9 protein-coding genes and 1 riboswitch are annotated in these 14,097 nt (G+C 70.7%); of the genes, 6 read left to right on the forward strand and 3 right to left on the reverse strand.

All coding sequences use genetic code 11. The features are described 5' to 3' along the window. Positions 1-30 precede the first annotated feature (30 nt). Positions 31-2,277, reverse strand: a complete 2,247-nt coding sequence (locus WH85_RS25470; protein ID WP_045744522.1) for an AAA family ATPase — start codon at positions 2,275-2,277, stop codon at positions 31-33. Positions 2,278-2,383: 106 nt separating this feature from the next. Here WH85_RS25470 and WH85_RS25475 point away from each other — a divergent pair, with 106 nt between their 5' ends. The 5 genes from WH85_RS25475 (at position 2,384) to thrC (ending at position 9,623) form a co-directional block, all read left to right on the forward strand. Next, positions 2,384-3,016, forward strand: a complete 633-nt coding sequence (locus WH85_RS25475) for a hypothetical protein (protein WP_157411210.1) — start codon at positions 2,384-2,386, stop codon at positions 3,014-3,016. A 91-nt stretch (positions 3,017-3,107) separates the two neighbouring features. Then, positions 3,108-5,924 (forward strand): alpha/beta fold hydrolase, encoded by a 2,817-nt coding sequence (locus tag WH85_RS25480; RefSeq protein ID WP_045744524.1) that lies wholly within the window; start codon positions 3,108-3,110, stop codon positions 5,922-5,924. Further along, positions 5,921-6,787 (forward strand): ABC transporter permease, encoded by an 867-nt coding sequence (locus WH85_RS25485; RefSeq protein WP_045744525.1) that lies wholly within the window; start codon positions 5,921-5,923, stop codon positions 6,785-6,787. The genes WH85_RS25480 and WH85_RS25485 overlap by 4 nt, the downstream gene beginning before the upstream one ends. Positions 6,788-6,829: 42 nt before the next feature. Further along, entirely contained in the window at positions 6,830-7,732 is a 903-nt protein-coding gene (locus WH85_RS25490; RefSeq protein WP_045744526.1) for a GNAT family N-acetyltransferase, read from the forward strand. Positions 7,733-8,194: 462 nt separating this feature from the next. Then, positions 8,195-8,331, forward strand: a riboswitch (SAM riboswitch). An 11-nt stretch (positions 8,332-8,342) separates the two neighbouring features. Further along, positions 8,343-9,623, forward strand: coding sequence for a threonine synthase (thrC, locus tag WH85_RS25495; RefSeq protein WP_045744527.1), 1,281 nt, complete (start codon positions 8,343-8,345; stop codon positions 9,621-9,623). 175 nt (positions 9,624-9,798) lie between these two features. On the opposite strand, the gene WH85_RS25500 is transcribed toward thrC, so the two are convergent. Continuing rightward, positions 9,799-10,239: a hypothetical protein gene (locus WH85_RS25500; RefSeq protein WP_245674086.1), complete on the reverse strand. Its 441-nt coding sequence runs from the start codon at positions 10,237-10,239 to the stop codon at positions 9,799-9,801. A gap of 17 nt (positions 10,240-10,256) precedes the next feature. Beyond that, entirely contained in the window at positions 10,257-10,760 is a 504-nt protein-coding gene (locus WH85_RS25505) for a GNAT family N-acetyltransferase (protein WP_045744529.1), read from the reverse strand. Positions 10,761-11,179: 419 nt separating this feature from the next. Here WH85_RS25505 and groL point away from each other — a divergent pair, with 419 nt between their 5' ends. After that, entirely contained in the window at positions 11,180-12,802 is a 1,623-nt protein-coding gene (gene groL, locus WH85_RS25510) for a chaperonin GroEL (RefSeq protein WP_045744530.1), read from the forward strand. The last annotated feature ends 1,295 nt before the right edge of the window (positions 12,803-14,097 follow it).

Consider the following 14,097-nt stretch of genomic DNA (forward strand, 5'->3'; position numbering starts at 1 on the left):
TAAGTGATCACCCCAAATTCCGGTGCCCGGTCACTGCGGGGCGTGGTTGTCGGCGTACGCCTGCAGCCACGCGACCTGGTCGGGGTCCAGGGACGCCCGAACGCGCCGGCGGGCCGTCGCCACGTTGGCCGCGGTGACCGTCGTGGCCTCCAGCGAGTCCCGCATGGCGGCCAGCGCCGCCTCGCGGATCAGCGCCGAACAGTCGGCCGCCGAGAACCCCTCCAGCTCGGCGCCGAGCGCGACCAGGTCGACCGCCTCGTCCAGCGGGACCGACTTCGCCGACGCCCGCAGGATCGCGGTACGGGCCTCGGCGTCCGGCGGCGGCACGAAGACCAGACGCTCCAGGCGGCCGGGACGCAGCAGGGCCGGGTCGATCAGGTCGGGACGGTTGGTCGCGCCGATCACCACCACGTTGCGCAGGTCCTCGACCCCGTCCAGCTCGGTGAGCAGTGCGGCCACCACCCGGTCGGCGGTGCCGCCGTCGGTGGCCTGACCGCGCGTCGGCGCCAGCGCGTCCACCTCGTCCAGGAACACCAGGGTCGGCGCGGCCTCCCGGGCCCGGCGGAAGAGCTCCCGGACCGCCCGTTCGCTGTCGCCCACCCACTTGCTGAGCAGCTCGGCGCCCTTGACCGAGAGCACGTTCGCCTTGCCGGTGCCGGCGATCGCCTTCACCAGGTACGTCTTGCCGCAGCCGGGCGGGCCGTAGAGCAGCACACCCCGGGGCGGCGAGACACCGAGCCGGGCGAACGTGTCCGGATAGGTCAGCGGCCACAGCACCGACTCGGTCAGCACCTGCTTGACGTCGGCCATGTCGCCGACGTCGTCCAGGGTCACCGCGGCCACCTCGAGCGTGGAGTCGGCCATCGAGGTGGGCCGGACCACGTCGAGGGCGGCCTCGAAATCGGCCATCGTGACCGTCGGCGAGGCGGCGTCCTTCTGGCGCAGTGCCGCCCGGACACCGGCCTCCCGGGCCAGCGCGCCCAGGTCGGCCGCGACGAAACCGGGGGTACGCCCGGCCACGTCGTCCAGCCGGACGTCCTCGGCGAGCGGCATCCCGCGGGTCAGCACCCCGAGCTGTTCCCGGCGCATCGCGGCGTCCGGAAGCGGCACGGTCAGCTGCACGGCGAGCAGGTCCGGGGCCCGCAGCGCCGGGTCGACCGACTCCGGCTTGCTGGTGGTGCAGACCACCGCCGCGCCACCGGCGACGATCTCGGTCAGCACCTGGCGGAACACGGTGGAGATCGGTCCCGGCTCGTCGCGGGGGGCGAGCGCCTCGACGTCCGAGACGAGAAGGACGGACGGCTCGGCGGCGGCCGCCGGCGACGGGACCAGCTCGCGCAGCCGTGCGGCCGCCGCGGTGTTGGTGAGCGCGGCCAGCTCCGGCGCCCAGACCGTGCGGACCCGGGCGCCGACCGTCGCGCCGACCGCCCGGACCAGCGCCGACTTGCCGGAACCGGACGGCCCGGAGAGCAACACGCCGAGCGCGACCCGGGTGCCCAGGCGTTGCAGCACCTCGCGGTGGTGGAACCCCAGGTCGAGCAGCTCCTCCAGCTCCTTGGCCTGGGCGCGCAGACCGGGCAGGTCGTCGAGGCTGGGCGGCGGCACCTCGGGGTCGGTCGAGGCGGGCGCCTCGGCGTGCACCGGCCGGGTGGCCGCGGTGCCGGCCGCCGCCGCGGTGGGGCCGTCCTGCCAGCCGACCACGGTGTCCATGGTGACCAGCGCGGCGTTCCCGGCGTCGCCGGCGTTCCCGGCATTCCCGGCGGTCACGTCGACGACGGACAGCAGGGTGCTGGTCCAGGCGTAGCCGACCCGGTTGGCGAGACTGCGCCGGGCCGCCTCGACCAGCGACCGGTTGCCGGAGTCGGCGAAGACGTCCTGCGGCAGCAGCGACACGTCGTCGCCGGCACTGACCACCTTGCCGAGCAGGGCCAGTCGCAGCATCTCCGGGGAGACCACGGCGACGATCTCGGCCGGGCCGGCGAGCGTCACCCGGCGGGCCGGGACCACCGGGATCGGGGTGACCGTGACCTGGCCGCCGTCGCGCATGCCCAGATTGCCGAGCGTGAGGTCGTCGGCGTAGAGCAGCGCCCGGCTCGAGGTCGCCTCGGCCCGGGCCACCAGGCCGGCCGTGGTGCGGCCGGGACCGGTCAGCCGGACCGGGTCGCCGGGCCGTAACGCGAGGGCCGCGATCACCTCCGGATGCAGGCGGACGATGCCGCGCCGCGCGTCGAGGGCCGCGGACCGCAGGGTCACGGTCAGCGTGAGATCATCAGCCACCGCGGATGCCTCCGATCGATCGTGGGGCTCTGGCGTGGTCCACGCTATCCGCCGTGGGGTCGCTCAGCGCTCCCCACTCCGTGACCAGCCTTCGGGGAGGCTCTGGATGAGGCGTAGTCCTTTCATCGCTCTGACCGCCGTGCTCGCTCTGACCGCACTCGCCGGTTGCAGCGACGACGAGGAGAAGGCGGCTCCGGCCGCGAGCAGCTCGGCCGCGGTCGCAGGCGCGGGTGACGCGTCGGCGGAGGCGTCGGCGGTGCCGAAGGCCGAGCGCACCGAGCCGGGCGGGGAGGGCACCGGGACCGCGGGACGGTCGCCGTTCCAGATCGGTGCCGCCGGTCTCGGTCCGTACCAGGTGGACGAACTGCAGACCGACCTCGTCGAGGGTGAGATGCTCAGCAACCCGGCCGACGCGGCGGGCTGCACCACCGGCACCGGCTCGGAGATGTTCGGCTCGCCCACGGTGCTGCTGACCGGTGGCAAGGTGGTGCAGGTCAAGGGCACCGCCGCCACGCTGTCCACCGCGGAGGGTGTGAAGATCGGCGCGACCCTCGCCGAGGTGCAGGCGGCGTACCCGTCCGGCACGGCGGTCACCGCCGCGTCCGGCACCCAGGGGTGGAAGGTCGTCGAGGAGACCAACGCGCTGCTCTTCGAGATCACCGGCGACAAGGTGAGCGCTCTGGTCGGCGGTCTGGCCACGAGCGTCGACAAGACCTTCACCACCGGCCAGGGTTGCTGAGAGACAGCGTCGCCATCACTGAGAGCCGAGGTCAGGGCTGCTGAGAGCGTTCACAGCCGCTACTCAGCCGTGAGCGGATAGCGTGTCCGCCATGTCTGCCCTGTCCGCCGGGTTGCGGCGCATGCTGCCCCGGCCCACCCGGCGCCGGGCCCTCTCCGGCGCCGTCGCGCTTCTGATCATCGCCGGCGCTGCCGTCTGGGCCGTACGCCCGGAACGTGACCCCTGGACCGCGGAGGATCTGCGGCTCACCGTCCGTTCCGGGCCGGCCGACGACGAGCAGCTCGACCTCGACGCGCGGTTCTACCTGCCCCGGGACTCCTCCGGCAAGGTTCCGGCGGTGCTGCTCGCCCACGGGTTCGGCGGCACCAAGCAGTCGGTCCGGGACGAGGCCGAGAAGCTGGCCGAGCAGGGCTACGCGGTGCTGACCTGGACCGCCCGCGGTTTCGGCCGCAGCGGCGGGCAGATCCACCTGGACCACCCGGACTACGAGGTCAAGGACGCCCAGCGTCTCGTCGACTGGCTGGCGACCCGGCCCGAGGTGGCCACCGACGCCGCCGGTGACCCGAAGGTCGGCGTGGTCGGCGGCTCGTACGGCGGGGCCCTCGCCCTGCTGCTGGCCGGCCAGGACCAGCGGGTCGACGCGATCGTCCCGTCGATCACCTGGAACGACCTGGGCCGGGCGTTCCTGCCGCAGTCCGCGGACACCACGGTGACCGGCGTGTTCAAGAAGGCCTGGGCCGGGATGTTCTTCGGCAACGGCGCGGCGACCGGCGAATCCGCGGTCACCAACCTGACCGGCGGCGGCGAGGAGGCGCCCGGTCCGGGCGGCGCCGGCACCGGCGGCGGCCCGGAGACGACCAACCCCGCCTGCGGACGGTTCTCCGAGGCGATCTGCGCGGCGTACCTGCAGATGGCCACCGCGGGCACCCCCGACGAGGCGACCCTGGCGCTGCTGGCGCAGTCCAGCCCGGCCGCCGTCCTCGACAAGATCAAAGCGCCGACGCTGCTGGTCCAGGGCGCCGTCGACAGCCTGTTCCCGCTCTCCGAGGCGGACGCCAACGCCCGTGGCATCGCCGCGACCGGCACCCCGGTCAAAGTCGCCTGGTTCACCGGCGGCCACGACGGCGGCACCGGACCGACCACCGACTCCGACCGGATCGAATACCTGACGGTCCAGTGGCTGAACCACTACCTCAAGGGTGACGGTGACGCGCCCGGCGACGACTTCACCTGGTCCCGGGTGGCCGGCTACAGCGCCACCGACCGCGGCCTGGTCACCAACGGCTACTCCGCGGGGGCGTACCCCGGACTGGGCGGCACCGGCTCCACCGAGGTGACCCTGACCGGTGAGGCGCAGCAGATCGCCAACCCGCCGAACGGCAACCCGGGCGCGATCTCCTCGCTGCCCGGCCTGACCAGCCGACTGTCCTCGCTGCTCAGCGGGGGTGTCGCCGCCGACGTGCCGGGGCAGAACGCGAGCTTCCCGTCCGCCGCGATCACCGGCGCGATCGAAGCGGGCGGCGCGCCCACGGTCCGCCTGCGGGTCGCCTCGCCGACCGGTGAGGCCACCGTCTTCGTCAAGCTGTACGACGTCGACCAGAACGGTGCGTCCACGCTCAGCGCGGGCCTGGTCGCCCCGGTCCGGCTCACCGGCCTGCCCGCCACCATCGATCAGGCGCAGCCGGTCACCGTGACCCTGCCGGCGATCGTCCGGCGGATCGAGGCCGGCCACACCCTGAAAGTCGTCGTCGCCACCAGCGACCAGGCCTACCTCACCCCGGCCGCCCCGGCCGTCTACACCGTCGCGGTCGACCCGGTGCTGACCCTGCCGACGCTGGCCGGCACCCGGATCGCCGACGCCGGCACCATCTGGTGGTGGGTGCTCGCCGGCGTGGTCGGGGCGATCCTGCTCGGACTGGCCCTGATCCTGCTGATCCGCCACCTGCGGCAGCGCCGCCGGGAGAGCACCGTCACCGAGGAGTACGCGGACACCCCGCTCGCGGTGTTCGGGCTGCGCAAGGCGTACGGGGACGGCTTCGTGGCGGTCCAGGAGATCAGCTTCACGGTCCAGCGCGGCCAGGTCGTCGGCCTGCTCGGACCCAACGGCGCGGGCAAGACCACCACGCTGCGGGTGCTGATGGGCCTGACCCAGCCGACCAAGGGCGAGATCTACGTCTTCGGCCACCGTCTGGTTCCGGGCGCACCCATCCTGTCCCGGGTCGGCGCGCTCGTCGAGGGCCCCGGCTTCCTGCCGCACCTGAGCGGCTACGAGAACCTGAGGGCGTACTGGCGGGCCACCGGCCGGCCGTGGGAGGACGCCCGGTTCGACGAGGCTCTGGAGATCGCCGGACTGGGTGACTCGGTGCACCGCCGGACCCGCAAGTACAGCCACGGCATGCGGCAGCGTCTCGCCATCGCCCAGGCCATGCTCGGCCTGCCCGAACTGCTGGTGCTCGACGAGCCGACCGACGGGCTGGACCCGCCGCAGATCGCCGAGATGCGCCGGGTGTTGCAGCGGTACGCCACCGACGGCCGGGCGGTGCTGGTCTCCAGTCACCTGCTCGCCGAGGTGGAACAGACCTGCACGCACGCGGTGGTGGTCAACAAGGGCCGGATCGTGGCGTCCGGCCCGGTCGGCGACATCGTCGGCGACTCGCCGTCGGTGCAGGTCGACGTGACCGACGTGCCGTCCGCGACCCGGGTCCTGGAAGAGCTGGGCGTGACCACGCTCGGCACCGAGGGCACGAGCGGACTGATCGTGGACACCAACGGCACGCCTCGCTCCGAGGTGGTCGCCTCGCTGGTGGGCGCGGGCATCGGCGTGGAACGTCTGGTGCCGCGCCGGCGTCTCGAGGACGCGTTCCTGGCCCTGGTGGGCGACAATTCGCGGGGGAGTGGAGACCGATGAGCGCCTCGGCGGCGACCGGCTACAAGGCGTCACGCACCATGCCGATCTGGGCGGAGGTGCGGCGTCAGGCGTCCCGGCGGCGGACCCAGCTGGCCCTGGGCTTCATGGTGCTGCTACCGGTGATCATCCTGCTGGCCTTCGAGTTCGACACCGACCGGCGCGACGACGACGGCGGTGGCGGCGGGGGCGCGTTCAGCAGCCTGGCCGACCTGGCCACCTCCGGCGGACTGAACTTCACCCTGTTCTGCCTGGCCGTCTCGTCGAGCTTCCTGCTGGTCGTGGTCGTGGCGTTGTGCTTCGGCGACACGGTCGCCAGCGAGGCCTCCTGGGGCAGCCTGCGATACCTGCTGGCGATTCCGGTGCCGCGGGCACGGCTGCTCGGCGTCAAGCTGATCGTGGCCGCCGGATACTCCCTGGTGGCGCTCTTCCTGCTGGCCGGAACCGGGATGCTGCTCGGCACGATCCGCTACGGCTGGGGTCCGCTGGGCAGCAGCATCGCGGCGGAGATCCCACCGGGTGAGGGCGTGCTGCGGCTGCTGGGCATCCTGGCGTACTTCGCGGTCACCCTGCTGGTCGTCGCGGGCCTGGCGTTCCTGCTGTCGGTGCTGACCGACGCGGCGCTGGGCGCGGTCGGCGGCGCGGTGCTGCTCTGGATCCTGTCCAGCATCCTGGACCAGATCGAGGCGCTCGGGACGATCCGCAACGCGCTGCCGTCGCACTACAACGACGCCTGGATGGGGCTGCTCTCCACCCCGATCCAGACCGAGGACCTGGCCAAGGGGGCGATCTCCGCGGTCGTCTACGCGACGATCTTCTGGTCGGTGGCGTTCTACCGCTTCACCCGCAAGGACGTCACCTCGTAAATGCGTTGACCCCGCGGTCCGGGACTTCGAAGATCGAGCGCGATGCCGAACTTCGAGATCCGGGCCGCGCGGTCCGGTGACGCCGCCGGGGTGGTCGCTCTCCGAGCCGAGATCCACCCTTATCTGGTACGCGGTGAGCACGCCACCAGGCACACCATCACCGCGCCGCCGACGGCCGAGCAGTGGGGTTGTTTCGTGGCGGTCCGTGCCGGCGAGGTGGTCGGCTGGGTGGCCGGCCTGCGCAATCTGGGCTCCGCCGAACCGGACTTCGGCCAGATCCTCCAACTCCAGGTGCACCCGTCGTATCGGTGCCGGGGCATCGGCGGCGCCCTGTTCACCGCGGTCACCGATCATCTGCGTTCGATCGGCATCCGCCGCACGGCCGCGCTGACCACCCCGGAGGCGCTCGACTTCGCCCGCCGCCGCGGCTTGGAGCCGACCCGCGAGGTGCGCTACTCCGCCCTCGACCTGAGCCCCCTCGTCTTCCCGCCGGCGCCGCCCGTGGGGATCCGGCTCGTTCCGCTGATCGACATCTCCGCCCACGATCTGTATGCGGCCGACCGGCTGGCCACCGCCGACGAACCCGGTGACACGCCCACGGCTCCGATCCCGTTCGACTCGTGGCGGCAGGACGTCTGGGACAACCCTGATCTGGATCGGTCCGCGAGCACGGTTGCGATGGCCGGGGACGACCCGATCGGGTACTCCCTGATCCTGCGGGACGGTCACCGCGCCTGGTCCGACATGACCGCCATCGTTCCCGCGTTCCGGGGGCGTGGTGTGGCTCTGGCGGCGAAGACGGCGGCTCTGCTGCGGGCGGCCGAACACGGGGTGACGGTCGCCTACACCGCCAATGACGAGTCCAACGTCGCCATGCTCGCCGTCAACGCCCGTCTCGGCTACCGGCCGATCGCCCGCCAGTTCTCCGGCGTGATCATCCTCTAGTCAAGGTTCCTGCCCGGCATCCGCGTGGTGATGTGCGGCGCCGAGCGGGGCCGTAGTCACCACGCCCTACAGCGGGTGTGGTGATTTGGGGTGCCCAGCGCGGCCGTAATCACCACGGTCCACAGCGAGTGTGGTGATGTGGGGCGCTGAGCGCGGCTGAGGTCACCATGCGGATGGGCTTCGTGCCCCTTACCACGGAACGTGTCTGGGTTTTTCGGGCGTCACCACTCACGCAGGCCGCCCGGTGGCTCTCGCGGGTTGGACGCGTAGCGGCCAGCGGGAGTCGCCGGGCCCTCGGCGGGAGCGACGGTCTGTACCCACCACCCCGCTACGACATGGTTCTTAAGCTTTTGAAGTGTTTTGCTCGGATTTTGGCGCTGACCGTCGATAACTCGCTCACACCTCGGGAATCATCTTCGGGGATCCCGAGAGGGCGTCGTAAGGTGGCGGTAACAACTGAATACCTCATCCAGAGGGGCAGAGGGATACGGCCCGACGAAGCCCCGGCAACCACCGTGCATGTCTCGATGACGAGGCCGCGCGCGGCAGGTGCTAATTCCGTCCCCGTTTCGGCAGGTCGCCGCGGGGAAAGATGAGAGGGAAGGCCTCGATGACGTCTGCCGTCAGTGCACCTGTCTCCACCGAATCTCCGGCCCGTGGGCTGATCTGCCGCGCGTGTGGTGCCGAATACCCGCTCGCCGCGCAGCACGCTTGTTACGAATGTTTCGGCCCGCTCGAGGTCGCCTATGACGAGGCGGCGCTCGCGCGGGTGACCCGGGCCCAGATCGAGGCGGGTCCGCAGAACATCTGGCGCTACGCCGGGCTGCTTCCGGCCGGGCAGAACCCGGACACCCGGGTGACGCTCGACCCCGGTCTGACCCCGCTGGTCGCCGCGCCCGCGCTGGCCGAGGCGATCGGTCTGAGCGCGCCGCTGTGGGTGAAGGACGACTCGCAGAACCCGACGCACTCGTTCAAGGACCGGGTCGTGTCGGTGGCGCTGACCGCCGCCAAGGAGCTGGGCTTCAAGCGGTTCTCGTGCGCCTCGACGGGCAACCTGGCCAACTCGGTCGCCGCCCACGCGGCCCGGGCCGGGGTGCCGAGCATCGTCTTCATCCCCTCCGACCTGGAGCAGGGCAAGATCATCACCACCGCGGTGTACGGGGGTGAGCTGGTCGCGATCGAAGGTTCCTACGACGACGTCAACCGGCTCTGCAGTGAGCTCGTGGAGACCGACGAGTTCGAGGACACCGCGTTCGTGAACGTGAACGTCCGTCCGTTCTACGCCGAGGGCTCCAAGACCCTGGGGTACGAGGTCGCCGAACAGCTGGGCTGGCGCATCCCGGCCCAGGTCGTCATCCCGATGGCGTCCGGTGAACTGCTCACCAAGGTGGACAAGGCGTTCAGCGAGCTGGTCGAGATCGGACTGGCCACGGCGCCCGAGGGCGGCTGGACCGTGTTCGGTGCGCAGTCCGAGGGCTGTAACCCGATCGCCGTCGCCCTGCACGCCGACACCGATGTGATCACCCCGGTGAAGCCGACCGGCATCGCCAAGTCGCTCAACATCGGCGACCCGGCGGCCGGCCCGTACGCGATCGAAGCCGTCAAGCGCACCGGCGGCTGGATGGACTACGCGAACGACGACGAGATCCGCGACGGCATCCGGCTGCTGGCCGAGACGACCGGCGTGTTCGCCGAGACCGCCGGCGGCACCACGGTGGCGGTGCTCAAGAAGCTGGTGGCGAGCGGCAGGCTGGACCCGTCGAAGGAGACGGTGGTCTACAACACCGGCGAGGGCCTGAAGACGCTCGACGCGGTGGCCGGCCAGGTTGGACCCACCCACACCATCAAGCCGTCGCTGCGCGGCGCCCGCGAGGCCGGACTGCTGGGATAGCTGTCCGTAATCGGTGTCCTGCCGGTTGTTGAAGATTCCCTCCTTCGAGGACTTGCGGGGCGTCTAGAAAAACGTGCAAGATGCATGCGCGGGAGGACGCGACGCCGTACGAGGCCCCTCACCTGAGCTTGGCGACAATCTCGAGGGACCCAACGACCCAGTGCTGACCCAATGGCTACGTGCCAGGAGGTGCTGTGCGTCCGTCCTCCCGACCAAACTTCAGCCATGTGCGCAGCGGCGGATCCTCGGGATAACCGCCCTCGCGCAGGCCGGCCCGCTTCTCGAAGACGTTCCGGGCGCCGAACGACGGCGTGACGCAGATCGAATACCCGCAGGCCAGCCAATAGGCCGGCCAGAACAGTGGGCCCAGGATCGCGTACTGGGCCGTGTGGTGGGTCTCGTGGGCCAGCAGGGCGGACCGTCTGTCGTCCAGCAGCCACTCGGCGCTGTGCCTCGTGATGATCACTGAGCCGACCGTGAAGCAGGATGCCGCGGGCGTCCGGAAGCGGTAGTTCTCGGCGATCAGGATGCCGTCCGGGGCTCTTCGGATCCGTGAACCGGCGGCGACGGCGATCAGTAGGCCGGCGGCGGTGGTGCCGTTCAAGGTGTTGGCCACGCTTCTGAGGCGATTTTTCATGCTTTACGGCGCATTTGTAGCTCGGTGAGTTCCGGGACGGTCGGGTGCGGCAGGCGGACACCGGTGTCGGCGAAACCCAGTTTCTCGTACGCCCGGACGGCCCGGTCGTTGCCGACCACCACCTCGAGCATCAGCTCGTCACGCCCGGACGCCACCGACCAGTCGGCCACCGCGTCGACCATCTGCGCCAGCACCTTGCCACCCCGGTAGGCCGGGGTGAGGTAGACCGCGAAGACCACCGTGCAGCCCGGCTCGTCGGCCAGGGTGGTGCCGCCGGCGTGCCCGATCAGCGGGCCGCCCGGGTCGGCGATGAACTGTGCCGTCCCCGATCCGAAGGCCGCCTGCACGATCCGCTGCCGGTAACTCTCGTGCGGCCGGGCCGCGGCCTGGGCGAGCGTCTCCAGGAACGCGAGCGGACTGTCCGCGAGCATCTCCAGGCGCAGGGCTCGCATCCGTCCCGCGTCCTCCGGGGTGACCCGCCGAACCGTCCAGTTGTCCATGCCGTACTCCCTACCGCTCCCAGTGCCGGGCGGCAACCAGGTTGACGTAAACCGAACTTTTCCCGCCCCTGTTCGGAGGGCGTCGCACGCCTGAGCTGGGCGTTCAAGATCTTTGCAGGGAAACCGAACACGGCTCGCGAGTTTCGCGGGAAGATGGGCTTCCTTGCACTCGGCCTGGGGGAGTGCTAAACAAGTGATTGGCACTCGCGCCACGTGAGTGCCAGCAGGTCGGGACGGTGGGGTTCCGTCCGGGGCGTTGCCATCGGCGCTTCGGCACGAAACCGGTCGTCGCGGGCTTTCCGGCTCGGCCTGAGGACGTCACATCGCCAGGTGGTGACGTCCACAGACGTTCCTCAACATGCGGAGAGCGGGGCCGAACAGGTCCGGCTGCCGCGGGATGTCCGGGAGGACAACGCCGTATGGCCAAGATCATCGCATTCGACGAGGAGGCTCGTCGGGGCCTCGAGCGCGGCATGAACCAGCTTGCCGACGCCGTCAAGGTGACGCTCGGCCCCAAGGGCCGCAACGTCGTCCTCGAGAAGAAGTGGGGCGCCCCCACGATCACCAACGATGGTGTGTCCATCGCCAAGGAGATCGAGCTCGAGGACACCTTCGAGAAGATCGGCGCCGAGCTGGTCAAGGAGGTCGCCAAGAAGACCGACGACGTGGCCGGTGACGGCACGACGACCGCGACCGTCCTGGCGCAGGCGCTGGTCCGTGAGGGCCTGCGCAACGTCGCCGCCGGCGCCAACCCGATGGCCCTGAAGCGGGGCATCGAGGCCGCCGTGGCGAGCGTCTCCGAGGGCCTGTCGCAGCTGGCGAAGGACGTGGAGACCAAGGAGCAGATCGCCTCCACCGCCTCCATCTCCGCCGGTGACTCCACGGTCGGCGAGATCATCGCCGAGGCCATGGACAAGGTCGGCAAGGAAGGCGTCATCACCGTCGAGGAGAGCAACACCTTCGGTCTCGAGCTCGAGCTCACCGAGGGCATGCGCTTCGACAAGGGCTTCGTCTCGGCGTACTTCATGACCGACGCGGAGCGCATGGAGGCCGTCTTCGACGACCCCTACATCCTGATCGCCAACAGCAAGATCTCCGCGGTCAAGGACCTGCTGCCCGTCCTCGAGAAGGTCATGCAGTCGGGCAAGCCGCTGATCATCATCGCCGAGGACGTCGAGGGCGAGGCCCTGGCGACCCTGGTGGTCAACAAGGTCCGTGGCACCTTCAAGTCCGTCGCCGTCAAGGCCCCGGGCTTCGGTGACCGCCGCAAGGCCATGCTGGAGGACATCGCCATCCTGACCGGTGGCGCCGTCATCAGCGAAGAGGTCGGCCTCAAGCTCGACGCCGCCGACCTGACCCTGCTGGGCTCCGCCCGCAAGGTCGTCATCACCAAGGACGAGACCACCATCGTCGACGGTGCCGGCAACGCCGAGCAGATCCAGGGCCGGGTCAACCAGATCCGCGCCGAGATCGAGCGCTCGGACTCCGACTACGACCGCGAGAAGCTGCAGGAGCGTCTGGCCAAGCTGGCCGGCGGCGTTGCGGTCATCAAGGTCGGCGCGGCCACCGAGGTCGAGCTCAAGGAGCGCAAGCACCGCATCGAGGACGCCGTTCGCAACGCGAAGGCGGCCGTCGAGGAGGGCATCGTCCCCGGCGGTGGCGTGGCGCTGGTCCAGGCCGGCAAGACCGCGTTCGACAAGCTGGACCTGTCCGGCGACGAGGCCACCGGTGCCAACATCGTCAAGGTCGCGCTCGACGCCCCGCTGCGTCAGATCGCCGTGAACGCCGGCCTCGAAGGCGGCGTCGTGGTGGAGAAGGTGCGCAACCTCGAAGCGGGTTGGGGCCTGAACGCCGCAAACGGCGAGTACGTCGACCTCCTGGCCGCGGGCATCATCGACCCGGCCAAGGTCACCCGCTCGGCGCTGCAGAACGCCGCGTCGATCGCCGCGCTGTTCCTCACCACCGAGGCCGTCGTGGCCGACAAGCCCGAGAAGAACCCGGCCCCGGCCGGCGCCCCGGGCGGCGGTGACATGGACTTCTGAGTCCAGTCGTAAGGCATGACGGAAACGGGCCGCTCTTTCGAGCGGCCCGTTTCCCGTTTCGCCCCGTTCCTGCGCTCGCGGTCGTTCTGCCACGCCGTCACCCGCGCTTATCCCGTTGCCGTTGCCGCTGGCTGTGTTGTGCCTTTCCGAGCCGCTCGGGATGTCGTGCTTTCCGTGTCGTCGTCTTTCGCGCATCGCCTACACGCCGCGGGCGAGACGGCCGATCCCGCCGTGCATGACGGTTGACCGAACCAACCGACGGCTGGCCCTGTTCATGACAGCTGACCCTGTTCACGACGGCCGGCCTTGTTCACGACGGCCGGCCTTGTTCACGACGGCCGGCCCTGTTCACGACGGCCGGCCCTGTTCACGACGGCTGGCCTTGTTCGACGACGGTCGACCGGGCCAGACGACGGTCGAGCTGGTAATCAGCCGTAGGCGGAGCCGAACCGACCAGGAGCCGCAGATGACGGCCGGGCCGGTACTTCCGTTCCTGGCGATTGAGTTTTTCCTCTTGGAGAGCCGTAGCGACGGCTTAGCCAGCCGAGCCGTGGTCCACGGTCTTTCCGTGGGTCGAAGGCAGCCATGGGGCACGGCTGGGCGTCCCGGGCCGTCGTCCATGGTTCATCCGTGAGCCGAAAGTAGCCATGGGGCACGGCCGGGCGTCCCGAGCCGTCGTCCATGGTTCATCCGTAAGCCGTAGGCAACCGTGGCGTACGGCTGGCGACCGCGAGCCGTCGTCTGCGGTCGTCTGACGTCGGCAGGCGGCGGTCGGATTGTTCCCGCCGTTACTGGTGGTTGAGCTGTGCCTCCCGTAGAGCCGTGGCTGACGGTTCAGCTGGTCTAGCCGTCAGCCATGGTTCACGCACGAGCAAGAAGGGTGCCCTCCGGAGAACAGCCCTGGAGCACGGCCGGAAATCCGAGCTGCGGCATTCTTCGAGTCATGGGGTAGAGCGTGAGGTCAGGCACGTCAGCCCTCGCCCACCCGAACCGGGCCACTCAGATCGGGACGTTACCGCAGGGAAAGTCCTACGTCTGAGGGTTCATCCAGTTATTCGCTCAGCCCGGCCCGGCTGCCCGGCCCGGCTGCCCGGCCCGGCTGCCCGGCCCGGCTCGGCCCGGCCCGGCTGCCCGGCCCGGCTCGGCCCGGCCCGGCTCGGCCCGGCTCGGCCCGGCTCGGCTCGGCCCGGCTCGGCCCGGCCCGGCTCGGCTCGGCTTGGCTCGGCCGCCAGGGTCGGGTTTGGTGGGTTGGTTTCGTCCGGCGGTGCCGTCGGCTATTGCGGGTGGTCAGCGCA

It is taken from the genome of Actinoplanes rectilineatus, from assembly GCF_000962825.1.
GTDB lineage: Bacteria > Actinomycetota > Actinomycetes > Mycobacteriales > Micromonosporaceae > Actinoplanes > Actinoplanes rectilineatus.